At 35.3% G+C, this 26305-nt stretch carries 20 protein-coding genes; 1 reads left to right on the forward strand and 19 read right to left on the reverse strand.

The window, feature by feature from the left end:
- Window positions 1–419: 419 nt before the first annotated feature.
- On the reverse strand, window positions 420–1244 hold the full coding sequence (nudC, locus tag ACRD62_RS13215) for an NAD(+) diphosphatase (protein ID WP_430820584.1): 825 nt from the start codon (window positions 1242–1244) through the stop codon (window positions 420–422).
- Window positions 1245–1441: 197 nt separating this feature from the next.
- On the reverse strand, window positions 1442–2968 hold the full coding sequence (locus tag ACRD62_RS13220; RefSeq protein ID WP_430820585.1) for a glycosyltransferase family 39 protein: 1527 nt from the start codon (window positions 2966–2968) through the stop codon (window positions 1442–1444).
- A gap of 350 nt (window positions 2969–3318) precedes the next feature.
- Here ACRD62_RS13220 and ACRD62_RS13225 point away from each other — a divergent pair, with 350 nt between their 5' ends.
- Window positions 3319–5331, forward strand: a complete 2013-nt coding sequence (locus ACRD62_RS13225; protein ID WP_430820586.1) for a sensor histidine kinase — start codon at window positions 3319–3321, stop codon at window positions 5329–5331.
- Window positions 5332–5437: 106 nt separating this feature from the next.
- Here ACRD62_RS13225 and ACRD62_RS13230 read toward each other — a convergent pair whose 3' ends face one another.
- The 17 genes from ACRD62_RS13230 to ACRD62_RS13310 all read right to left on the reverse strand — a co-directional run bounded on the left by ACRD62_RS13230 (window position 5438) and on the right by ACRD62_RS13310 (window position 26304).
- On the reverse strand, window positions 5438–5881 hold the full coding sequence (locus tag ACRD62_RS13230; RefSeq protein ID WP_430820587.1) for a DUF6265 family protein: 444 nt from the start codon (window positions 5879–5881) through the stop codon (window positions 5438–5440).
- 637 nt (window positions 5882–6518) lie between these two features.
- Entirely contained in the window at window positions 6519–7556 is a 1038-nt protein-coding gene (locus tag ACRD62_RS13235) for a LamG-like jellyroll fold domain-containing protein (protein ID WP_430820588.1), read from the reverse strand.
- 87 nt (window positions 7557–7643) lie between these two features.
- Window positions 7644–7964 carry a hypothetical protein gene (locus ACRD62_RS13240; RefSeq protein ID WP_430820589.1) on the reverse strand — a complete coding sequence of 107 codons (321 nt, stop codon included), beginning with the start codon at window positions 7962–7964 and terminating at the stop codon, window positions 7644–7646.
- Between the two features lie 122 nt (window positions 7965–8086).
- Complete coding sequence (locus ACRD62_RS13245) at window positions 8087–8446, reverse strand: hypothetical protein (protein ID WP_430820590.1); 360 nt, start codon at window positions 8444–8446, stop codon at window positions 8087–8089.
- A gap of 129 nt (window positions 8447–8575) precedes the next feature.
- Window positions 8576–9088 carry a hypothetical protein gene (locus tag ACRD62_RS13250; protein WP_430820591.1) on the reverse strand — a complete coding sequence of 171 codons (513 nt, stop codon included), beginning with the start codon at window positions 9086–9088 and terminating at the stop codon, window positions 8576–8578.
- 128 nt (window positions 9089–9216) lie between these two features.
- Window positions 9217–9927, reverse strand: a complete 711-nt coding sequence (locus tag ACRD62_RS13255) for a hypothetical protein (protein ID WP_430820592.1) — start codon at window positions 9925–9927, stop codon at window positions 9217–9219.
- Window positions 9928–9946: 19 nt separating this feature from the next.
- Window positions 9947–11224, reverse strand: a complete 1278-nt coding sequence (locus ACRD62_RS13260) for a rhomboid family intramembrane serine protease (RefSeq protein WP_430820593.1) — start codon at window positions 11222–11224, stop codon at window positions 9947–9949.
- 120 nt (window positions 11225–11344) lie between these two features.
- Window positions 11345–12007 (reverse strand): hypothetical protein, encoded by a 663-nt coding sequence (locus ACRD62_RS13265; protein WP_430820594.1) that lies wholly within the window; start codon window positions 12005–12007, stop codon window positions 11345–11347.
- A 123-nt stretch (window positions 12008–12130) separates the two neighbouring features.
- Complete coding sequence (locus ACRD62_RS13270) at window positions 12131–13063, reverse strand: tetratricopeptide repeat protein (RefSeq protein WP_430820595.1); 933 nt, start codon at window positions 13061–13063, stop codon at window positions 12131–12133.
- Between the two features lie 196 nt (window positions 13064–13259).
- Entirely contained in the window at window positions 13260–14123 is an 864-nt protein-coding gene (locus ACRD62_RS13275; RefSeq protein ID WP_430820596.1) for a hypothetical protein, read from the reverse strand.
- Window positions 14124–14185: 62 nt separating this feature from the next.
- The gene (locus ACRD62_RS13280) at window positions 14186–16171 is read right to left on the reverse strand and encodes an AAA family ATPase (RefSeq protein WP_430820597.1); all 1986 of its coding nucleotides are present in this window, start codon (window positions 16169–16171) and stop codon (window positions 14186–14188) included.
- Between the two features lie 2953 nt (window positions 16172–19124).
- On the reverse strand, window positions 19125–21035 hold the full coding sequence (locus ACRD62_RS13285; protein WP_430820598.1) for a hypothetical protein: 1911 nt from the start codon (window positions 21033–21035) through the stop codon (window positions 19125–19127).
- A gap of 87 nt (window positions 21036–21122) precedes the next feature.
- The gene (locus ACRD62_RS13290; RefSeq protein ID WP_430820599.1) at window positions 21123–21479 is read right to left on the reverse strand and encodes a hypothetical protein; all 357 of its coding nucleotides are present in this window, start codon (window positions 21477–21479) and stop codon (window positions 21123–21125) included.
- Between the two features lie 109 nt (window positions 21480–21588).
- Window positions 21589–22269: an RluA family pseudouridine synthase gene (locus ACRD62_RS13295; protein ID WP_430820600.1), complete on the reverse strand. Its 681-nt coding sequence runs from the start codon at window positions 22267–22269 to the stop codon at window positions 21589–21591.
- Window positions 22270–23009: 740 nt separating this feature from the next.
- On the reverse strand, window positions 23010–23912 hold the full coding sequence (locus ACRD62_RS13300; RefSeq protein ID WP_430820601.1) for a hypothetical protein: 903 nt from the start codon (window positions 23910–23912) through the stop codon (window positions 23010–23012).
- A 97-nt stretch (window positions 23913–24009) separates the two neighbouring features.
- A complete protein-coding gene (locus ACRD62_RS13305; RefSeq protein WP_430820602.1) occupies window positions 24010–24606 on the reverse strand; it encodes a hypothetical protein in 597 nt (198 codons plus the stop codon).
- A 285-nt stretch (window positions 24607–24891) separates the two neighbouring features.
- Window positions 24892–26304: an efflux transporter outer membrane subunit gene (locus ACRD62_RS13310; protein WP_430820603.1), complete on the reverse strand. Its 1413-nt coding sequence runs from the start codon at window positions 26302–26304 to the stop codon at window positions 24892–24894.
- Window position 26305 lies beyond the last annotated feature (1 nt).

The raw sequence follows: 26305 nt of genomic DNA on the forward strand, positions 1-26305 counted from the left end.
TCGAGATAGATATTGGCTCCAACAATGGGTTGTTGCCGCTTATCCATCACTTTACCCTGTATTGCTGTCTGAGCCTCAGCACAAATACTATAAAGGATTGCTATGAGAAAGATTACCAAACGCATGATCTTGTTTTTGAGTGCAAGTAAATACCTGCAGATACCCTAAAACAAAAAACATTAACCGAAGTCATGAATCAAAAGGATGAAATGATAAATATGCGGAGTGAATTACCAGTCTTAAGCAAGGCAAAAGTCAAAAAGTTAAAGTCAAAAGTCAAAAAGTAGAAAGGCAAAATGGTAAAAGCCCTGACAGCTATCGGAGAAGGCTAAAGGTGAAAAATTAAAGGATAAAGTGAAAAGGCTAAAGTAAAAAGGGAGTAACTTAAATGAATAAGGATCTATGGCTATTCAATAATTCTAAAGCTCTCCGTTTACAAATTTGTCAATAATCTCGCCGGCAATGCTTCTTGCAATAGGATGATTTGGAAGGTTATCGCGGCCAAACCAGTCGGCATGCTCTATTTCATGATTATCCACCTGTATCGTCTGATTCCCATCTGCATCAGCTAAAAAACCTATCATCATGGAACCTGAATAAGGCCAGGGCTGACTGTTGTAGTATCTGATATTCTTAATTTCAATACCAACCTCTTCCCTAACCTCACGGCGGACAGCATCTTCAATTGATTCTCCAACATCCACATATCCTGCCACTAATGAATAAAAACCTTCACGAAAATTAACGTTATGAGCCAACAAAATCTGGTCATTCTTAAATATGGCAACAATAATAGCCGGAGCAATCTGAGGATAAAGAACATTGTTGCAGGAAGAACAGACAATTGCTCTTTCATCTGTTTTCCATTGATTGGGGGAACCGCATTTCCCACAAAACTTATTTCGTTCGTACCAGGTTTTCAGTTGACGGGCCACCATAGTTGACCAATCCAGCTCTTTTTGCTGAAATGATTGAAATGAGGTAACATCATGATAAACAAAATCATCTGAAGGCAAATCAACCTCATCAAGCACCCAAAAACATGATTTATCATTAAGGGTAAAGAAGAATAAACCCGATTTAACCTCACCAATATCTTTCTTTAGTGGAAGCTCATACTGATCACCCGACTTTTTTACCAATATGTTATTCTCAGCAAAACAAAAAACATAATCATCCTCCCTGATGGGCATATCAGGCTTAAATTCATTTGCAAAAGTATGTGGATAAATATCGTGGAGCATGAGTTTGTTTAGGCTTACTATTACTCAAGCGAAAATAAAAAGTATTGATTAATAAATCCTGAATTTCAGATTAATTAACTTTCGAAGTAAATCTCATTAGATGTAATTAAAACTCATAAGAATCAAATTCGCTGACAGAAAACTCGCCACCCTCCAAAAAAGAAATTGTCAATTTTTAATTCAAATAGTAAGTACATCTAGTAATGATTTAACAATTCACCGATTTCCTGTTTCAACACAGCCGACACATCCACTTTTGATCCTTTAAAAATATAGACCGTTGTTCCCAGTTCCCGTGCATGCCTATTGGTTATAGAATCCACTGCATAGGCTTGGTTAAAATAGACGGCGGTTTCCTTAAATTCCGATTCTTTTTCTGATCCGTTAATAACCCTTATCAGGTTTACATATTGCTTATCCAAATCAAACCAATCAATGTAATCTGCACTAAACGACACAGCCTGTAATTGTTTTTTTGCATAAAAATTAATGGCTCCTGCCTGCCCGTAATTATCACACAATACTAAGGTCTCGCCCGATTGGATAGCATCGTCATAAGCTTTTTCTGCTATTTGGGCAAGCGTATTCCATTCCAGCATATCGGCAAAATCCTGAGGTATGTCGTGATCTTTTCCATCCTCCCAACGCAGCATACCCATTGATTTGTAAATATCCTGATGACTCATAATATATTCCGGTGTTTTATTGGGAAATAAAAAACCATACATATAGGCAAAAGAAGCCACAGGCGCCAGTATTAATAAAATCAGAACCCATTTGCCCCAATTCTTTTTAAAAAGATCGGTTAAAAAAACTGCCCCCAGAGCTATATAAACCGGGTACAATCCAATGGCATAATAATCTTTGGCTTTTAAATAGGTGTAAACCGTTAAGATGATAATAAAGCAAAAAAATAAAAAGCGAATCTCTTTAAACGGTTGATAAAACAACAATGCAAATAAAGCCGCGATAATCAACAGAACCGAACCGGAATAAAACAAGGGCTGAGTTGCGAGAAAATCAATTCTATTTACATTTACCAACTGAGTGGCACTTAATTCGCTTAAATGATTCACCACAGGAAAATGATGATTCCATTGCCAGATCAGATTGGGTAAAACCATTACGAAAGCAATGCCCAAAGCCCACAATATTTCTTTTTTCAAAAAGATGGATCGTTGGGAACTTAGCAAAATAGCTGGTAATAATCCTATGGCTAGGAAAGCAATATTGTACTTATTTAAGAAGCCAAGAGCAAAACTAACCGCACATAAGTAAATCCATTTCGGCCGACCACTCTTTACATACCTGATTAGAAAGTAAAAAACCAATGTCCAGCTTAATACATCAAACGAATTAGGCTGGTACAAAGTATTTAGTCGTAATAGTACCGAAAACAAAATACCAGCTGCAGCTAATATCTTAGCCAGTAGCTTTCCGTTGAACACTTCTGTCAGTTTCCATACGACTATGATGGATAAAGCACCATACAATGCAGGAAAAAACTTAACCCAAAACACACCGTTTCCCAATAATTGAATTAACCACGAATTCCAGGATGTAAAAGGCGGAACTGACCGATAGCCCCAGGCCAGATGATTTGCCTGATCGAGGTGTAAAAATTCATCCCGATGCAAATCGTAAACAGAATCAATCAGGATATATTGTAAGACAAATTTCGCAATAACAAAAAGTATCAGTATTACCGTCTCTTTCTTTTTCATCTATCAGGTTCTGGCTATGGATTATTGTACTTACTTCAAAGGTATTAATTAAAATAAATTACTCTGCAAAGGATGATTTAAACCCAATCATTTTATTAACAATATAATTTTGTAAGCCCATTTAATTGGAAAATACTTAAGATCTAATTATTTTGTATCCACAAAACCAAAGTTTTGCACGCTAAAACACTTTTGTATACACGGTATACAAACTGTAAGGGATAAAAAACAGCCAAATAAAATTGAGGTTAAGCATCGATGTAATAATTATTTACATTACTGTTGGTCTTAATAATGTTTTAGATTAAGCTCCCTTCTTTTTAGCGTTTAATACACCTAATGAAACAACCATGAGGAAGTTGTTCTTACTGTTTCTTCTTATTCCATTTACCAGCTTTGGGATGGAAATAGTCTGGGATGGATCGATCCAACATTTATCTATTGGTGATAAAGTTGAGATATTGGAAGACCCTTCTCAATCCATCAGTTTTGAGCAAATAATATCAGATTCCTTAAAGAGTGAATTTCAACCTTCAACCAACACTATTCTTAGCTTAGGATATACCGAATCTCATTTTTGGCTCCATTTTGTAATCAATAACAACACAAATGATGATGCCGTACTCGAATTAGCACAGGCGGGTTTACCCATTGCCAATTTATACTACATATTAAATGACAGCATATCTGAGTTAGTAAAGGCAGGTTATCAAATTCCAGTCAACAATAAATCATTTCACAGTTCGTACCAGGTTTTTACTTTACCTCCGGGCAAAGCCGATTGTTATATTCGACTTACAACCAATTCGGAACCAATTCCTTTGAATTTATATACCGAACAGTCGTTTTATAAAAAATCAACGAGTAATGTGCTGGGATATGGAATATACCTGGGACTTATGATCTTTGTTGTCCTCTATAATTTCTTTCTATTTATATCTCTTCGAAGAAGACTCTTTTTATTATATTCCATACTGGTTATCATCTACATAAACTATTCTGCAGCTGTCATTGATGGCTTTATCGTTTATTTTCTTCCTAATGTTAACCTTCTATTTCTGTATTCGACCATCCCTGCAATTGGTATCGTATTTCAAACCACCTATTGCCTGATATTTTTAGAGGCCAGAAAATATGTACCCGGAGTATTTAAAATCGTAACAGGCATTATTATTTATTTTGCCATCTGGGTTGGAGTTAAATTCTTTTTACCCCTTCCAATCGTTCTTAAAGTAAATACCGTTCATGCTCTGATCTCTTTTTTCACAATGAGTTTGGTTGGTATTCTGGTTGGCAGAAAAGGCAACAAAATGGGCTACTATTTTGCCTTCGCTTACTTTATATACTTCCTGTTGGTTGCCGCGCAGGCAATCTATATTAATACCGGATATCCTCAGTACATTGGAGGATTAAGCTTTGTAGCCTATGCCACACTCATTGAGGCTTTTCTTCTCTCCTTCCTGCTTTCCAGACGATTCAGATGGGAAAGAGCTGAGATAGAAAAGGAGAAATTTGAAGCTCAGCAAAAAGTAATTGAAAAAACACTTGAAAACGAAAAAATAATTCAGAATCAAAATGTGCAGTTAGAGAAGGAAGTAACCATGCGCACCAAAGAATTGCAGGAGATAAACGAAGAACTGCTAACCACCAATGATAAGCTTATTGATTTAAACAGAGAGAAAGATGGTTTGATGCATGTTGTGGCTCATGACCTTAAATCTCCTTTAAGCACCATCATTAACTATGTTGATCTTCTTAAAATGGAAGGTTCGCTGGATGATAACCAGAATAATTACCTGAAAACCATCGAAAATGTGGTTCAGGACGGCATGTATCTGATTGAAGACTTGCTTGATATCCACTCTATTGAATCGGGTGATTCGAAAATAAGACTGGAAGAAATTGAGTTAGAAAAGTATATGAATGCCTGGCTGAGAACTTTTGATAAAGAACTGTTGAATAAGCAGCAGAAGGCCAGTTTGACTTTAAACACTACTATCAACAAGCTAACGACTGACCCCTTTCTTTTAACACGGGTTTTAAACAATCTACTGTCAAATGCTATTAAGTTTTCTGAAAAACAAACAAGTATAGATATATCCGTTATTGAAAACAAAACAAAGGTTGCCTTTATCGTAAAGGATGAGGGGCCTGGAATTAGTTCTCAGGACCAGGAAAAAATGTTTAAGTTATTTCAAAAGCTTACTGCCCGACCAACCGACGGAGAGCGTTCCAACGGACTGGGTTTATCCATTGTTAAGGCATTGACAGATAAATTAGGTGGACAAATCGAAGTTAACAGCCAACCGGGTAAAGGAGCTGAGTTTAAAGTTCTGATTCCTAAAGCTAACATCCACGAATAATTTTACACCTTGCCGATATAATTGTTATAACAATCAGCCTTACAGCTATCCTAAATCATTTTATTTCAATACCATGCTATCATACACATAAATATAGATACTCTGATTAAGGCCTGTATTCTTCAAAATCGAAATCTACTTTCATATTGTTTCCTGAAATGGTAGCCTTTAAAAGATCTCCATTTTTTGAATACTCAATAATTTTAGGAAACTCATTCAATTGATTTTCACAAACAAAACACTGCTCTTCAATTCTAATCAACTTAAAATTAGTTGAATTGGACTCTCCCTGACCCGTTACATCAAAACTCCATTCACCATCTTTTTTAATCAGTTTGATATTTTCCTGCCAAATAGTGTCATTATTTTCTAGTGTAAAGCCAAATCCGGTATATTCCGAATCGCTATGCTTTTCCCAGTTCTCAAAAGTTAATCGGTTCTCCTGCTCATTGGTTCTTATCCAACTGCCTAACATCCAATCAAAATTATCTTTTGACTCTGTGGGCCTGTTTTTGCATGAAACACTTAGAATCAGCAAAATTACTATCATTAGTTTATTCTTCACTTTCATCAAAATTGTACAGGTGAAATACTTATTTATTTTCCATTCTGAACCATTTGAACAGGCCTTGTTGAGTTACTGGTTGAAAAGGCTTCGATCAAATGTTTTTTATTATCAAATAAAACATTGTTATCCACACCTAATTTATCATTAATACTGATACATAAAATACTAAAGCCCTTTCAAAATATAATTAGTCAATATTGTTTAATGCAAAGAATTAAATTGAATTCCTATAATCTGTGTAGTCTGTGGTTGAAAATCATTCCATACCGTCGCAATAAGGTTTAATGTTTATACAGATTGCTGCGTGCGACGGATTTACAGATCTCTTATACCGTGGGTTAAAACCCACGGCTAATACAGTCAGCCTTTCAGGCTTATTTAAACAGCTTTTATGGTTTAAACACTGCTTGAAAGTTAATTTGTGGAATCTGTGCAATTTGTGGTTGAAAATCATTCCATACCATCGCAATAAGGTTTAATGTTTAAACAGATTGCTGCGTGCGACGGATTTACAGCTTTCTCATACCGTCCTTAATGATGATATATTTTCAAAATCCTAATAGTAATTAGTACTACCAGGTTGAAACCCCAAATCATTAAACTTTTTATCAAACCTTGTTTATTCCTTTACAAAAACAATTGGTTTTTCGTTCTCTACTTTTAAAAAGTAGATTCCCTTGGAAAGCTTTTTAATTCCAATCATTTGATTATTTAAGGTCTTTCCACCCAGAAGCTTTTCACCAACTGAATTGTAAATCATATAATCAGCTGTTCCAGATATTCCTTTAATGCTTATATAATCTGTTGCCGGATTTGGATATATAACAATTTCTGCCTGATCAGTTGCACTCAATGCTGTTGGAATAAATCCTGTATCATCAACCCAATTAGATGTAGTACCTGTTAAGCTAAAGTTATTTAATACTCCGTTATTATTGTTTATTGATAAGTCTGTCAGTGAAGTCACAGTTGTATTATCTCCATTGGCAATACCCTGATTAAAGGTGTAATAAGCTATTAAATTATCCTCGTTTCCGTTTAAGGATATATTCATATTATTTTGAATCTGTTCTTCTGTTCTTAACACATTCCAAACCCTTAATTCTGCAATATTTACATTTCCATATGAATTACCATCACCAATCCAGGCACCAATTGTAAACGGAATACTGATGTCGTTATTTACACTACCGGTTAAAGTTGATGAGCCAACCAAATTTCCATTCACGTACATTTTATGTTCTCCACTGGTATAACAAACAGCCAGATGGATCCATTCGTTACCGGGTGAAACAGAACTTGTTATTGCCACAACATTATGCCGGTATGGTCTCCAGGTAATGCTTGCAGTAGTTGGATTACTCTCACTTAAAGCAATGATTTGATTACTGAAAACACTGTTTTTCTGACGAGCTATGACAGCTCCATAACGAGGTGTTGAGTTCGTTGTAGAACCTGCCTGACTTGATCCATTCCATTTTACCCACATTTCAATGGTGGCAGTTTGTAAATCGTTTAAAACTCCGTTATCCACACTCACATAATCATTTATTCCGTCGAAGTTCAATGAATTCTGACCAGATATATTTATTGTATTTACAAATAAAATAAACAGAACCACTAAGCTTCCTGCTTGATTAATTATTGATTTTCTCATAATTCCATCGGGTTATATAAAGACATATTTTACACCTATTTCCTACCTAAAATCACTACTTAAAATATCATACAATTGATAATCAGACTAATTTTCATTCCCATTTACAAGATCAACCCGGATCAGTTTTCCATTTTCGTACCTGGCAAAATCATACTTTATATCCAGTTTATTATTGTCGTAAGTAAAATTGAAATTTGGGATTTGAATAATTGTTTCGTCTTCCAGTAAGTAGGTTTGTGGCTTGACGTTGAGCATTTCGGAGTAAATTTTTAATTGCTCAATTTTATAATTTGTATTACTCTCTATTTCTGCAATTTGCTTCTTTGTTAGTGAATCGATGATTCCATAAGCAGTCAATCCAATTACAATGGCAATTGAAAGAATTAAAATCCATGATTTTTTCATAAGGTGTTTAGATTAGGGTAAAAAGTATTGTTGATATAAAAATATTAAAAAGGTTTATTTTTTAGGCTAATATTTAATTTAAACTTTTCTATACACTAATTCAGTTTTTTGAGATCCCTGGTTTATTTCATATCGAGGAATTCATATTCAATTTCAATATTCTTTACAGACTTATTTACATTCTCAAAACTAATAATACAAGAATCTGAATACCAATCAATACGATATTTTGAATGATACTCGCCTATCAATTGATGTTTATAAATAACATTTTTCCCATTCGACTGAATTAATTTAACTGTGTCGGTAAAATTTCCTTTTATTTTTAAATCAATTCCCAAGACATTTCCTTGCTTAGCTTTCTTTTTCAATTTCAACATTGTGTCAGATGTAATATCAAGTTTTAGTTTTTGATGATCTGTCTGATAAGTACAAGATGTTAAAATCATAATCAATAGTGAGATAAAAACTATTCTAATCATATATAACAAGTTAAAGGTTAGTGGTTTATTTTAGTTCGTTTAATACCTGATATGAAAATGTATATACGTTTCATTTGTCAATCGACATTAAATTATATTAAAGCTTTTGCGAGTAATTTCAATCAAAATCTATTCAGGCATATCCGGTATTATTTTATCTTCTGATATTTCAAAAATATAATCACTGGATTCAACCGGATTTCTTCGAAAGCTTGTTGGTAAATCAAATTTGCGAATTACTAATTTCCAAAAACTATCTTCATTAAAAAGGTTTTCAACATATCCCTGAACTTTGGCATGTGAAAATTTTATTCCAAATCTATTTTCATCAAAAGCACTTATATGGATACTGTCAAAAACCTCAATAGCTCTGATCGAAGGTTTACTATTTAAATTATTTGAAATAAAAATTTCTTTTTCGCTATCCACTTCCAATTCGAGTATTGTTTCACTGTACCCACCACCAAAGTCACTAAACTTATACAGATCATTATGCAAGTACTCATTTTTAGGAAATAACTCAATTGATATTTTATTTTCAGTTTTGTTCTCAATTACCAACTGCATTTGATAACTGGTTTCTTCTTTGCAACTATATAGAATCATGGATGTGAGAAGAAATATTGCTAGATTTTTCAGCATTACAAAAATCAATTAGATTGTTTATTGTTTTGGGAAGTACAACCCCGGCTGATTGAAACACTGCCATTCGATAGTTTGCTTTAGTCTTAATCGCAACCAAGCTATCTTTAAGTATTGGTCATTCAATCTTACTCTTTATTTCTATGTATGGTATCTACTGTTAACTTAAATATTTCTTCATTATCTATTCTTGTTTTCACCAATTTATACTGTCCGGTTACCGAGCCACCTGTAGGGCAGCAATTTGCATCACCTTTATTATAAATTAAAAAACTAAATAACATTGAGTTATCCTTAAAGTCTCTTATTTCTCCTTTACCTATAAATTCTCCGGCCCCTAACAATCCTAAATAATGATCTGTAGCAGACTCAATCATCACATCCTTCAATTCTCCTGAAGATGTTATATGTATGATTTTAATATCTGTTTGATGGCCACTACCATAATAGACTTTTTCTATTTTAATAAACTTATCTTCTTTGAAAGTAAACTCTGCAACATTCTCAATGTAATCCAATCCTTCACCTTCTGCATTGAATTCATATATTAGTTGATACTTCTTCTCATTATCAGTAGCATTATAACCATTTACGTTTTTCCAAATCTGTACTTTATCCGGAGGATTAAGATAACTTTCTCTAACACAACAATGTAAAGTCACAAACATATCTTCGATTCCATTTCTATAGATTGGAAATGCTTGTTTAAGTTCCCGTACATTTTTATCAGATGAATTAAGATTTAAAACAATCTCTTCTTTAGATTTCAAAAGATCTTGTGCAAAACCCTTGCTAACGGCAAGAGTCAACACTAATACAAATATTAATCGTTTATTCATAAAGTTGTAAAATCTTTAATTACTGGGATAAGGATTGCAATTCATTAACCAGGCTTTCGATTTTTAAATTGCATTCTATAAGTTTTTGCTCATCCGCTTGCCGATTATAGCGAACCAATTCCTGCATCGTTTCACAGGATTGAATACGCAGATTAGTATATTCCTTTAATATCTTAATCCTTTCTTCTAAAGCAGGATCTATATCGGTTAAGGAATTAAGCAATTCAAGGTTTTTTGACCACAAATCAATTCCTTCATTTCTGAACCTATCGTAATAATATTGAATTTTATCTTCAGGAATATAGGACAAATCCTCTTTGTACATCCACATAGCTTTCTCCTCATTAACAGCATACTCCTTCATTACAACCTGAAATTCGGTAAACATATTAGGTGCAGCTTTGGGCAAGGCAATAATAGAAATCAGCATTAAAAACGAAATACCCCAGTACACAAATTTGGAAAGACGCGAATTCTTAACGGATAAATAATAAATAACTCCGATAACCAATCCACTCACTAATCCTCCAATATGAGCAGCATTATCTATTCCTTCTTCTGTTAAACCATACAATAAATTATACCCTACAAAAGAAAATACACTTATTACAAAATTTTTACGGGTACTTTTGGGCAATTCAATTGCCTTAAATAACAATAAAGAAATAAGCAAGCCATACATACCAAAGATGGCTCCTGAGGCACCCACCGATACAATATTGTAATTAATTGTAACACTGGTAATGCTTGCAAAAACACCTGCTGCCAGGTATGCAAACAGATACCTTATATTACCAATTTGCGTTTCAATCTCTTTACCTATATATATCAGGGCATACATATTTAGTAACAGATGAAATAAGCCACCGTGAAGAAAAACACTTGTAAGCAAACGCCATTGCTGCCCGGCTAATGTTAAATCTCTTAAATTGCCTCCCCAGATAATTAATGAGTCAACCGTTGGTTCAAATGGATCAACACCCATTAATACCATAACAATATAAATGAGAATATTAAGATAAATTATTATGGGTGTGATGTAGTAATTCTTTTCAGGAAGCAAAGCCTCTATTAGTTCTTTAAATGACTTGTGATTATTAACCTCTTCTTTTTCCTGAACAGTCTGCTCAACATCCTCCTTTACCGATGTGGTATCAACTTTTCCTGATCTTCGTTTTTCAATTTCGTATAATGCTGCAGAATAAGCCTCCTCTTGATAGTCAAACCTATTCTCAATTATTTTTTTTAACTCCAGATCTGTTTTATCTGACATTATCTTTGTAGCATTGTTTTCCATTTTTTTAGTTTATTGCTGCTTGGGTTTATTTCATTATCCTTAATCCCGGCATTAGGATTTGTAAAGTCAAACACACTTTATACCTGCGTTTTATTTTTCAAGATTTATTTATAAACATTGTTATAATTTTGCCCCATGTATAGGACAATAGTTCCAGTTGCCTTTCATTTCTTCGCCATCAACCGGACAGTGTTTTGGAGGTAATAGAACTACCAGAGGCAAATTGTAGGTAAATGTTCGGGCCGAATGCTTTACAATTAATTTGCCTTCTTCAAACTCATTAAACACATTATTACCGTCGTTATCTTTTATTTCAAAAAAATAGAACGCCATGCCCTTGCCCAGCTGCCCTAACATTTGGGCAAACATAGGTTTGATGGCTTCTGAAAAAGAGAGTGCTTCTGCCGATAACCGGGCGTTGGTAAGCGGGTAATATTGATTGCCTGTACTGTCTTCGACAGAAAGTGTTTTGCGCAGTTCCTGCTCACTCGTATACCGCATCGAACCATCGGGGTTGATATACAGGTCTAAGGCACAAATCACCACGTAATTTTCAAATGCCTGCTCTACCTGATCAATTACCTCGGGTGTTACCTGCGGACTACCTTCCAGCGACATTCGCCAATAGCTTAAGGGTATCCACCAGGTTAAGGCCATATTATTATCCTGCTTATCCCAGATTTGAACTTCATGTATATACGCTGTTAAATCAAACTTTGGGGTTGTTTGACCAAAAAGCTGAATGCTGCAGATTAATGTTAGGGTTAAAAGTAGGGTTCTCATTTTTTGGTTTTGATTGAGTTTAGTTTATTTGTTCGTTAAGGCACATAGTTTACAATAGTTAAAGTCTCAAATTTATCACATCTCCCCGCATTACGTATATTTATTGTTAGCCCCAGTTAATAATTAGTGACAATATTCCTTTTGAAGGTTAATTACTTCAGTTCCATAGTTTGTTGTAAATCCTAAATCTAATGCTTTCTGCAAATCTTGACAAGACTTAGAATAATCACCAAGTTCTATATAAATTAATGCTCTAGTTCTATAGGCATAGGAGTTTTCAGGAAATAATTCTATTGATTTCTCAATATCTTTCAATGCCAAATCTGTATTGCCTATTTTCATCCAATTATAGCTTCTGTTACTATATCCATATGGTTCACTTGGGTCAAATTCCAGAACTTTATTAAACATATCTATTGCTTTATTGTAGTCACCTGATTCTTGATACAAAAAGCCAAGATTCCCATATGCTGGGTAATATGTTGAATCAACTTCAATAGCTTTCAATAGGTACATAATTGCATTATCAGGATCATTAATTTCTTCACAAACAGCTCCAAGGTTTGTCAGTACAGCAATATCTGTTGAATCAAATTTATAAGCATTAATCAGATCTTCATATGAACTCTCAAAATCCCTTTTGTGATATTTTGTTACTGCTCTATTCGTTAAATTCAAATAATATATAGAATCACTTTCTGCATATTTCATTGCATATGTTAGATCTTCAAGAGAATAATCATATTCACCAACTTTTTGTAATAGTAATCCTCTCTTACTGTATATATAACTATCGCTTTGAAACCGATTTAATGCTTGTGTATATATTTCATATGCTAGCTGAAATTCTTGCAAATCTTCATGTATAAGACCTTTTAAATCATAATATGAAACATTGTTTGAGTCTATAGCAAGTGCCTCATTAATCAAATTCAAAGCAGAATCTATATTATTATTCTCATAGGCAGCTAAAGATTTGTTATAGAAATCATCTGGACTTTGAGCATGAGAAGAACTCATGATTAAAACAAACAAAAATATAATTACATATCTCATAGTGTTATGCTTTAATTGGGGCTAACGGTGGCGGTATGGTTAGTTGCCGATTTCGAAGCTCTTACTTCTCAAGTTACAACTACTTTTGACACGAGCTGTTCTGTTCAAATACCCACTGCACCGGCAATTAACTATACCGCGTGTTGGCAGCTGGCGTTCTTGACCTCTGTGTCTGAAAGTCACTTTCTGCATGGGTTTAAATTATTCCTAGTTCTTTTAATATGTCACTTTTAAATTTGCTGAATGGTCGATTTACGAAATTTGTTTCATCGTATTCTGTCCCAAACACAATTCTATACAGGTCTTCCTTTGAAAGAATAACGTCTTTAAGCAGATTGGATTTTAATATTGTTAGGTATCTCTCCGAAAAATATTGTTTTGTCCTTAGAAGGTCTAACAATTCACCTGTATGAGAATTGTAAACTTCTTCAATAGCAAAGGCGTCTATTGTATTTTTTGCTTTTGATGGGTCGGGCGTTACGACCTTTACCTTTAAGCCATTTTTACTTTTGTGTGAGTATTTGTAAGAAAATTTGATGTCACCTAATGCGTTGTCAAGGTAAGGATGAGTATAATCATTCAAGGTCATTTTATGAGTTCCTTTGATGCTTGAGTTACAAATAGAGCAACTTGGAATCAGATTATAAAATGATACAGCCAATATTGGGTGACTTGCTTTGTCGAAGTAGTGGTCAAATTGAGGACGAGTCAACTTTTTGCCGTCATCTTTTATTACAGTGTTCGTATAGTTTCTATTGCAATATGTGCAAGTTCTTACGTCTAGTAATTCTGCCAGTTCATATGCATCAAATCTTGATTCTGCATGTGAAATAAAAATTTTATAGTTGAAAACGTATTCAATTGCTGTTTTAAAATCAGGAATATTATCAATTAACGGTTTCAAATAATCACTTATTTCAATTAGCTTAGACGGTTTCCCAATTAGAATGTCATCAAGATGGTCAATGATATGGATGTCGAATAAACGCATTACCATTTGGTTATTTACATTTGCTCTTGGTTCAATCCATTCAATTCTTTGAATAACAAAATCAAGCATTCCTTGATGGAAAGCCCTTTTGGCTTTTATAAATTTTGGTGTATTTGGATTGAGATACAGCATTATTCACCTAATCTTTTTCTAAGTTCTTGAAGTTTCTTGATTTGTTCGTCTATTACATCTGCTTGAAAATTATCTTGGGTTTTATCATCATACATTTCAGCCAATTTCCGTTGGATAATTGGTTCGTCAATTAACTTGATGATAGTTTTGTAATAGATTTTACTTTCAAGATTATCCTTGTTGTTCAACCATTTTATTGTTTCCTGAATCTTGTCTAAAGCAAAGTTTCCAATCAACGAATCCTCAATAAAGAACGAATCTGCAATTAAGTCAGATATGTTTGCTCCAAAAGTTTTTAATGGTCTCCGTTTATTGTTGAAATCTAGGATTCTCGAAGGACTACTATAATCAGGTCTTTCGATGTATATCACATTTGTGTTTGGAAGGTCTGAAAGTGTAATTGGGTCGTGCGTAGTAAAGATTATTTCAAGAGTTGGTTTATTTTCAAGTTCATCAAAAAAGTATGGCAAAGTTGATAAAAGTGCTTTCACATATTTCTTCTTCCATGTAATATGAAATGTGAGGTCTGCTTCATCGAGTAACAGAATATAATGGTTACTTAACTTCCTGTATTTTAATTCTTTTAAATTGGTATTTAGAAAATCATAAATTCTGGAGTAGAAATTAAGCAAGGCTCCTTCGCCTGAACTCATTCTTCTTTTGAAAGGCATATAATTGATGAACTCCTCTATTTTCTCTCTGTCTTCAATAGTTAATTCATCCTTATTCGCATAGAATTTTACATAGTAGCTATTCAACTCATTCAAAAACTGTCTTTGAAGTTTTAGAATTTCGGTTGCGTCTTCTGTTGATGTTCGCAAAGTGCCATTTGAAACAGAATCTTCATTATCGGTTTTTTCTATTGCTTCATATATTTTCTCTAAAAGTTTTTTCACAATACTTTCACTGAAAATATTTTCAGGTTTAGACGATTTTAACTTTATACCACTATGCTTAACGAAAAGTAAAAAGGTGTCGTAGGCAGATGCAGAATCTATTTGTTCCTTTAGTTCTTCATATGGAAAATAGCCTTCTTGCAGGAATGAATTCCTTCTCTCCATTTGTATATGAAGTAGCGAAATAATGCACCTGATTAGATTTCTTTTTAGGATGTATTGATTTACTTCAACTTGGTTTAAAACTCTGTCGTCTTTAAATTTTCTTATTGTATGCCATTCCGAAAGTTCTTTTTCAAGTTTTTCCTCTATGGTTTTTAAGATGGTTCTAAGTTGATATGGCGTGTTCCAGTCTTTCTCCCTTACGTTGTAACCTCTAAAATGTAAAATTGGTTCATAATGCCCTTGAAGTTCGAACAAGTCATTAAATATTTGCTTACGAACTAATTCAGAACTTATGAAGGTAATTTGACGAATAGAATTTTTGAAAAGTAATTCTTGTGATGCTGAGTAAGGCCAGCCACTTTCGTTGGTGTCTTTTTCTCTAAATTCTTTTAAATCTTCCTCTACAATCTTATCGAACGAAATATCATGATTATCAACTTCGTCAAAGTTTGGGTTGTATTTGTAGTCGAAGTGAGGAGAATAGTAAATCGTTTGTGGTTTTTTGGTCACCCCTTTTTTCAATTCAATTTCATAGGTGTTTTGAGGTGCTGATTCATGTAGAAAAACTCTATTGAAGTCATTTCTTAGAATAAGAGGATGCTTTCCTTCTATTTCAACAAGAAACAATGAATTTGATTGTGGTAAGGCATATTCATGCTCAATAAATTCACTTCTGATTACATCCAGTAACGTTGATTTACCAGCTCCGTTTTGCCCAACAATGGCATTTAGATTTGTTACTTTACTTTGTAACTCTGTAAGGTTGAAAAAATCGGGAATGAATTTTTCGTTTACTGTTCGTCTGACAATAATATTATTATCTACATTCTCAAATTCATAAAAGTATTGACCACCAAAGTTTATTGTCTGAGGCTCTTTGAATATGTATTCATGGTCTTCTATGTAAATCGCTGCTAATCTCATTTCCCGTGTCGAGTTATTCGCTGTCCGTTTTCAATATGGTCTGTATGTCGCTGTTCACCTGTCAAAATTTGTTACTCTTATACTTGTCAATGTCTGCTGTGTCGTATCGTTTTACGCTTGCTGCCAACTACCTTATATCCACTATTAACTTTCCCATTATATTAAACCACTGTATAAAAGCCACTAAAACACTTTAAATGCTTATAAGTGTTTAGAACAATTAAATCGTTTAAATACGGATAATGATTTGCCGGATTTGGCGGCTCTAAAGTGGAGGCTTGTGTATGCAGCTTCATAGCGTCTGGTTTAAATTTGGCGTTTACAAAAATAGCAGAATATGGCTATTATGCTAATAAAAACTACCTCTTTTAGCTTAACGAAGTAATACAGAAGATAAATGATAGTATTTTGTATATCAAGTACAAGAGCTACCATAAAACATACTTAAAGCTCTTTTATTGTTAACTATTCTAATTTTTGTAATAAATAGTATAAGTTGTATGGAGTGGTTATAATTAAATCCGCTGAAGGCGCATCCCAATGAGATTGTGGATAAATGGTAAGACCGATGCTCGGTTATTATCGTTTAGTATACATTAAATTTAATTTGTGAAATCTGTGAAATTTGTGGTTGAAAATCATTCCATACCATCGCAATAAGGTCTAATGGTTAAACAGGTTGCTGTGTGCGACGGATTTACAGCTCTCTTATACCGTGGGTTAAAACCCACGGCTAATACAGTCAGCCTTACAGGCTTCTCTAAACACATTTTCTTTTTTAACGCTCCATTCTCTGATTTTATTAGTGCATTTTCCTGAAGGCGCATCCCAGTGAGATTGTGGATAAATGGTAAGACCGATGCTCAGTTATTATCGTTTAGTATAAATTTAATTTGTGAAATCTGTGAAATTTGTGGTTTAAAATATTAGCTCTGATTAAGCTATTGTGTTTACCTGCAAACAACCGAATTAAATCTGATTCTGTATGTAGTAATTCTAAAATTGACGTTTCACTTTTACACATAGTCTGTAACAGGCCTAATTAGTATTTCTTTTTAACCTGCTCAAGCCGCAGGGGCTTTTACTTCTTCTCTGCAGCAAGAAGAAGTAAACAAGAAGTGCCGCGCTGTCATGAAAATTGCTAAAAACCAAATCACTCCGCTAAAAGAAAAGAACTCTCCCGATAAAGAAACTTGTGGCTTTTAATACTCAAAACCCTACAGTTTCTAAATCGGGTTCAAACAGCTTTTCTTTTTTAACGCTCCGTTCTTTGATTTTCTAAACGCATTTTCCTGAAGGCGCATCCCAGTAAGATTGTAGATTATTTAAAAAATTGATCATTTGAGGTGCGTACGGTGGGCGTCCACGAATGGAGCGGGCTTTTTGAAATGTGGCCCTTGTTCGGGAAGGCCTGTGCGATAACCATTTCAGAAAGGCATCATTCGTGGTGAATTTTCTTTGTTACTTTCTTTGTTTGGCAGACAAAGAAAGTAGTGTAGAGAATAACAGATTGCTGCGTGCGACGGATATACAACTCACTTATACCGTGGGTTAAAACCCACGGCTATAACAATCAGCCTTACAGGCTTCTCTAAAAAAGCTGATAGTTTAAGCAAAATATTCATCGTACTCAATCCATTTGACTTCGCAGATGGGGTACCCGCAGGTTGAGCGAAGGAAAAGAGAAATTTGATACCAAGCTGTAAATCTTTAAATTTCTCCCGTAGCAAGACCGTAGCGGGTCATCGAGGAGTCATGGTCCCGAAGCTTCGGGATCTTTGATTCTTTCTGTAGCTGATGACAGAAAGAATGGAGAAAAAAAGGATTCCATGCCGTCGCAATAAGGTCTAATGATAAAACAGGTTGCTGCGTGCGACGGATTTACAGCTCTTCTATTACCGTGGGTTAAAACCCACGGCTATTAAAGTCAGCCTTACAGGCTTCTCTAAACACATTTTCTTTTTTAACGCTCCGTTCTTTGATTTTCTAAACGCATTTTCCTGAAGGCGCATCCCAGTAAATTTATTGATAATATAGTAATGAAATAGTTCATTAAGCCAACACCTTATCCATTTAAACCAATGCATAAAAGAGTAGGAACTCCCCACTCGAAACTTAGTTTCGAATTTCTGATTGTCAGGGCTAGTTGCGAACAGGGCGGAATGGTGGCTTTGAGGCACGAAAAGTTGTACCTGAAGCCCTAGGTTCGTCAACGGTGCCTAGCAAGCCCCTCAATCAGAAAGATTTTTGCTTCCTTTTTCTAAAAAAGGAAGAGAAAAAAACAATCGTATTATTAAAACTTTTACCATAGGACTTATGCGGATCACATCAGGATGTATCGGCTGAAATAGAGAGAGAAAAAGGATTCCATGCCGTCGCAATAAAGTCTAATGGTTAAACAGATTGCTGTGTGCGACTGATTTACAGCTTACTTATTCCGTGGGTTAAAACCCACGGCTAATACAGTCAGCCTTTCAGGCTTATTTAAAAAGCTTTTATGGTTTAAACAAAGCTTCAAATTTAATTTGTGAAATCTGTGTAATTTGTGGTTGAAGATATTTGCTGATTGATCAATTAAGGTCATCAGTAACAAGTTGAATTGCATCCTAACTAATTTTAAAATTGGCGCTTCGCCCAAACCCGACTTCATTTTTTGTCTTAACACAAAAAACGAAGCAAAAAAACTCGATAGCTATCGAGTCAAGGCTACACCTGCTTCACTAAAAAAACTACGGTCAATTGACTGAAATCGTTTAAACTCGTTGACTTCGCTCAACTCAAACAAAAACGATTTTTAATCGTCAATTCAACCTTGTTTTTTTGTTCACCAGCTGAGGCCATCAATAAATAACAAATACCTACGCGTGACGGATTTACAGCTCAATTATACCATGGGTTAAAACCCACGGCTATTACAGTCAGCCTTACAGGCTTATTTATAAAAAGCTTAGAATTATAAAACTTTCTCCTCTGTTAACTCTCCGTTTTTATAATATTCTTCTTTTATTTTTTCGCCCACTTCACTCCACATAGTTTGCGTGCCCTCCTTTTTATTGTTTACAAAGCTAACTTTCGACAGCACTTCTCCATTCTCAAAAAACCAGGTCCATTCACCTTCCTGCAAATCATTTATCATATTACCAGTAGAATACAATCCTCCTGATTCATAGTAGTATTTTATTTCACCGTTTACTTGTCCTCCGGCATAAACCGCCTCGCGGTACAAGGCTTGATTACTCTCATAAAAGACTTTCCACAGTCCCTGACGCAGGCCATTCAGCATTTTACCCGATTCCATTAATTTATCACCATCAGGATAATAGGATTCATAGTTTCCATTACCGTCCTGAACCATTATTTTACCATCGGGGTACCAGGCCTTACTTAAACGAAAAATTTCGCCTTCATAAACACCCAACTCCTTTTTATTACCATTCTCATAATAAATACTCCACTCTCCTGTTCGCAAGCCTTCTTTAACATCTCCCTTCGCCACCAAAACACCTTTATCCGAAAATGACTGGTAAGTCCCTTCACCGTCTTTTACCCACTGTTTGCCGGATACATCCCATACATCCTGTATAATTAACTTTGTTTCCGATTCATGAATAATCCTGCTCTCCAACTCACCGTTATCAAAATAAGTAGTCCATAAGCCCGATGAAATACCTTCTTTCATCATTCCTTCGCTTAGCAATGCACCATTGATATGATAAAATTTCCAGATTCCATCCTGCCTATCCCTGGTAAAATTACCCTCCTGCATTAATGTTCCTGTCTCATTCCATATTTTCCAGTCCCCTTCCATCCGGCCATTTACATATAATCCCGAATCGTTTTTTACACCATTCTCAAAATAATTAATCCAGATACCATGTTCCAACCCCGACTTATAAGAACCTTCTTTAATCAACTTGCCCGACTCATTATACCATTGCCACAGACTATCCGGGTTTCCTTCATGAAAATGTGCTACAATCTGTTGATTACCGTTCTCATACCAATACGTCCACTTACCTTCTTCTTTGCTATGATGAAGTGTTCCTTCCGACATCTTCTCTCCCGACTCATAATAATAGGTTCTGAATCCGCTAACCCCTTTTCTGATCTTAAAAACGGTGAAGCCAATAAGCAAAACAGAAATAACCACCAACGGCATACGTAACCCGGCTAATGAAGGCATCGCATTATGTTTTCCTTCTTTCAGTTCTTTAAGGGTAAGTGGTGATATTTTTCGGAACGAGAGTTTATAACCTTCTGCAATTGCTATACCATAGAACAATAGATCAATGGGTGAAAATGCTTCCATTAACACCCCAACAATTACCGAAGGCGTAAGATAAGTCAGCACTTCAAAATAAGGCAGGGAAGCCTCCTGTGCATAGAACCCAACCTGCGAGAATAAATTTCCCATTATACAGCCTAATAATGACAAGGTAGCTCCCAGAATTCCGAATTTAATATCAATGCCTGCTCCAAAAAAACGAACAGCAAACCCCACCAACAGCCCCACTCCAATGGCCATATATCCAATCTGTACCTGGGTGGCTACAGTAAACATAGCCCATAAAACACCGCTGATGATACTTACCAGCAATCCACCAATGATGGCATAATAAAAATCCTGATGCGATTTTAAGGTATTCAATGAGGCATCATCCAGGTGTTGAAATTCGGGTTGAATGGACATATCCGTATTATTGTAAGTAGAAGAAGTTGAAAAATAAGGATCTCCTTCAAAATCTTTACAAGTTCCTTCAAAGTCTGCTTTTTCGTTTGTTAAACTGCAGATTACACCACGGTTAATGTCACTTTTACGTTTGGTACATTTCTTACAAAATTCAAGTTGTTCTTGTCGGGTCATAACTGATATGGGTTTATGTTACTCAGGACGATTACGGTTTTAACGTATTCGTATATTTTATTGATTTGATATTTTCGGAACAGAACCTTAGTATTCTTTTATCAATAAAGAATAATTAACGGTAGTATCAGGCTGAAATACCAACATTGGATAATCTCCTTCAGGCTTATAACAAGGCATGGATTGCACATTGCCTTTAACCTGATCTGTTTGGATTAAATGCTGACTAAATTGTCTGTCGGTTTTATCTACCTTCAAGTTATTCAGTAAGTCTTTTAAGTTATCCTGATATTTAATTTGATGATTTAAGCCCTGAGGTTTCTGAAAAGGCTTAAGTAATAACGGTGCACTAATAGTGTCAGTAGAAGCAATTTTTGTAGTTTGCGCTCTGGCCTCTGACATACCCAATAATGCAAGTAAGGTTAACAAGGTTAGCGATTTCATTCTGTTGGTTTTGATTCTAACACAATAGTAAACAATATTTTTTCTTTGCTAACCTAATTTCTCAATTATTTTCACCTGAATTCTAACATAATGCATTAACAGACAGGGATCATTTGCCTTTAAACAGCATCTGAAAAGCCTGCGGAACGGGCGTTTTAAAATGCATCTCTTTTTTTGAATAAGGATGTGCAAAGGTCAGCGATAAAGAATGGAGTCCCATCCGGTTTAGTACTTTATCTCTGCTGCCGTAAACCTTATCTCCCACTATCGGATGCCCTGCTTCCGACAGGTGAACACGAATCTGGTTTTTTCTTCCTGTAAACAAATCTACTTCCAGAAGACTGTATTTATCAGATTCTTTCACAACTGAATAGGCTGTTTTAGCATACTTTCCCTTAACCTTATCCTGGGTTGAAAACACATGACAGGAACTGTTTTCCATCAGGTATGATTCAATCACCCCCTTCTTATCCTGAAACGTTCCCTCAACAACAGCCACGTATTTTTTACTGAACTGCGACCAGTTCTCCTGCAAATATTGTTTGGCCTTTTCGCTCTTTGCAAAAACCAGCAAGCCGGATGTTTCCCTGTCGAGACGATGAACAATAAAAACACGGGCCCTCGATTTAGGATTTCCTTTTCTTACATAGTCATTCAGCATAAAATGTGCGGTATTGATCTTCTCTTTTACAGTAGCAATCGTTAACAAACCGCTTGCCTTATTAACTACAATAATATCCTGATCTTCATGAATAATAGTAAGCCCTTTTAAAAGGTGTTTTTTTGCCATCTTATTTTTATATACTGGTTTTGAATAAACTTTCTCCTTTAATGTATAACTGCAATTGATTCATACTTGCATAACCTTCTTCCCTTTGTACCGTAAGTGAGTCAACACCATTTCAATGGCAACGGTTATAGCCTTGGCAATCGGATACAGGTTATGTGCTTCTTCAAAATGAATAAACAAAAGTCGTGAATAATGATCACTTGTTTCACATGGTAAGAAGAAAATTTTTCAACGATATAATACATTCAGCGATTTCAATTTACCAAAGATTAGATTTCGATATAAAGATGTATTTAAACAAAAAAATGGATGGTAATATTTGTTTCAAATCTTGAGAAGATGCAAATCTTTTTAATTTATCAACGCTATTTCTTTTATGGCCTCAATGTAATATTATTAACCACAGATTACACAAATTTCACAGATTGGATTTGTTATTGAGGTAGAAGGTAGACAACAGAGTTAAAGAAGTGAAATGGTTTTATTTGTTTCAAATCCTAAGAAGATGCAAATCTTTTTAATTTATCTACGCTATTTCTTTTATGGCCTCAATGTAATACTATTAACCACAGATTACACAAATTTCACAGATTGGATTTTGTTATTGTAGTAGCTAGCAGGTAATAATAGTTTTACTTTATAGCTATTCAACCTCTTTGACGTTGACATATTATTTGATCATTGATTGCTCAATTATTCATTTCATTTTCTTGATAGGTGAACTAACCCTTTGATAATCCTTACAAACTTATGATATACCCTAACGAAAGACGAAAATAAGAAGTATTGGCGTAGGACTCACTGTCGCCAATGGTTCGGGGGATATTATAGATATACGAAAGTTGCATATCAAAATTCTTCCAGTTCAAACTAAGAGGAAGACGTAACTGGGTATTCAACAGTGTAAATACATCCTTATAATATGTATCGACTTCCAAATTAGTGGTTTGATCCACATACGCTTCGTTAAGTAAGAACTCAGCTGCTTCTGATCCAAAAAATAAAGATACTTCGGGCTCTAAACGCAGATAATTGTATTTCCCAAACCGAAGCAGATACAAGTAAGCATAGTTATTCCAGGTAAACTGTTTTCCTACTTCCTGTCCAACCAACAACGAACCATCGAATCGTGTTCCAAAGGACTTGCTTTTTAGTGTGATTCCGGCATTTATACTACTGTTATAGATAGGCTCAAACTCAGGATCATTAACATGAAAAATAAAATAATCGGCTGATAAACGATATCGAAAAAAGTGCTTATTCTTAATGCCTTGACCATAGCCAACAGTTAAGATGGTGCTGCGATAATTAGGATCGAGCTGATTATACCAGCTACCGGATAAACCAGCAAAGAAACCCGCTGAATTCATGTAATAAATCTGGCCTGACAAATTGGATTGATAGTCACCATTCTCACGGCCTGCATAAAAAGTACGGTTACTATAGTTTGTGGCAAAATAGAGGAATTGAAAAGTCTGGTCTTTTTCTAACAGACTATAAATATCTTCATCTTCAAACAAGATATCATCCAATAATGAATCTACCCGGGCAATACGATCTTTGTCCATTATATCGGTCCGCTGTGCATATAACTGAACAGATATAAATAAAGCTAACAACAGAATTTTTACTTTTTTAACCATATGATATTTCCCGGTTTGTTTAACTATGACGAAATTCTAAGTGCAGAGATTAATATAAAAAAGAAGCTGCCTTTGATGCAGCTTCTTTTACAGAGGATTATTTACCTCCATTTCCATTACCTGACCCACCATTTCCTGAACCTTGTTGCTGTTGAGCTTCTTGTTGAGCCTGCATCTGTGCCTGTTTTTGTGCTTGTTGACGGGTACGTTCCTGAACGGCTGTAGCTGTCTCACAATTTTCACCTTGCTGCAGTTGCTGACGAACCTGTTTTTTCTGTTCAGACGAAAGACTACTGCGTAATTGCTGACGGTTCTGATCTTTAACCTGATTTTGCTCCTGAATCATTTCTTTTTGCTCTTCTGATAGGCTGGCCTTGATAGCTTCACGTTTTTGTTCACGTGTCATTTCCTGATTTTCCAGAATAGCTAATTGCTCATCGGTAAGTGTTTCCCTAAAGGCAGCTCTGAATTGTTTTGAGCCTTGCTTATTTTGTTCCATTAAAGCTTCTTGCTCATCGGTAAGATTCAAATGCAACTGATCACGTTTTTGCTCTTTAACCTGATCACCTGATCCGTCTTTCAATTGTTTTTTGGTTTGTTCTTTTACAGCTGTTTCTGTTTGTGCATTTAATGCAGGAGCTGCTATTAAGACAGATAAAACCATAATTCCCATTAGTCTTGTGATTGCTTTCATGATATTGTTATTTAAAATTATTATTGGTCCCCATTCAAACAGTAACCGAATAATTTTCAATCCACCCTACCATATGAAATTTAAAAAATGCAGTTTTTTTATTTCAACAATCAATAATTATCATTTAAACATCACATATTCTGTATATTATATTTTGAAAAAAATTTACCATTTCAAATGATGATTACGAATAAAAAAATCCCCGGGAATGCACTTCCGGGGATTTAAAAGGCCTGCCCAACAGGCAGACAACATCAACTATCAAAAAAGTAAAGACTACACGTCTTAATTGGAGCCACCACCTAAAGCCTTGTAAAGGCTGACACAATAATTCAACTGCTCAAGTTTATCATTTACCTTACTTAATTGAGCAGTAAGTAAACTCCTTTGAGCAGTGATTACTTCCACATAATTGGCTTCACCAGCCATCAATAAATCATGTGTAAAATCAACAGCAGTATTAAGCGAAGTAATTTGTTTATTGCGTAAATCATTTTTAGCCAGCGAGGCTTTAAAGCCGTACAACACATCCGAAACTTCCTGTCCGGCTTGTAATAAGGTACTCTCGAAAGCCAATGCAGCCTCGCGTTGTTGCGATTTAGCTATTTCAAGATTACTGCGTAATTGTCGCTTATTAAAGATCGGCTGTACGATTCCTCCAACAATATTGGCTGCAATATTTTCAGGACTAAAGAAGCCTGAGAATGTACTGTTCGAGTATCCAAGCGCACCACTGCTAATAGTTATTGAAGGATACAAACTGGCCTGTGCTGCATTGGTAAGTGAATATGCCATGCGAAATGAAAGTTCCGCTTGCTTCACATCCGGGCGATAAGCCAGTAATTGTGCAGGAATACCATATTCAAGCTCATTAGGCACAACCTGATCGGCAATGGTGCTACGTTTCACTTCTCCGGGTTTACGGCCCAGCAAAACACAAATAGCATTCTCAACCTGACGAATCTGACTCTCCAGTTCAGGCACCGAAAGTTGCGTGCTATACAAAAGCGCATTGCTTTGTTCAACGGCTGCACCATTTTGCATACCAGCATCTTTTAAAGCCTGCATGGTTGCAGCATTTTCGCCTAAAAGCTTAATGGTCTCAAGGGTGATTTGCAGTTGCTCATCCAGCGCTATCAGGCTATAGTATGAGCTGGCAATACCTGCTATCAGATTGGTTTGAACCAGGTTTGCATACTCCTGACTGTTTAAATATGCAGCCAGTTGAGCTTTCTTTTGATTGTTCAGCTTACCCCATGCATCAATTTCCCAGGAGGTAGTCAGTCCCAATGTTATATTATTTGCCTCGTAACCCAGCACATCTTCTCCTCTGTCGCCATTACTATAACGGGTATATTCTACCTGCCCACCAACACCTAATGTAGGATACAAGGCAGCTTTAGCCATCTTTAAACTTGATTGAGCCTGGTTAATCCGCTCAGTCGCAATCTTCAGGTCAAGGTTATTTGTCAACCCTTCCTCAATCAGACTTTTTAGTTGAGCATCTGTAAAGAATTCACTCCATGCTTTTGAGGCAATGGTGGTTGAATCCCCTGATTCTTTGTCGGTGCGGTATAAACCAGAGGTATCTTTATTCAATTCTCCGAGGTTTTTACTACTCCGACACCCGGTTTGTGCCAGGCCAACCCAAATCAAAAAGCCCGACAACACCGCGTATCTATATATTTTCTTTTGCATC

The organism is Carboxylicivirga caseinilyticus, from assembly GCF_050589785.1.
Classification (GTDB): Bacteria; Bacteroidota; Bacteroidia; order Bacteroidales; family Marinilabiliaceae; genus Carboxylicivirga; species Carboxylicivirga caseinilyticus.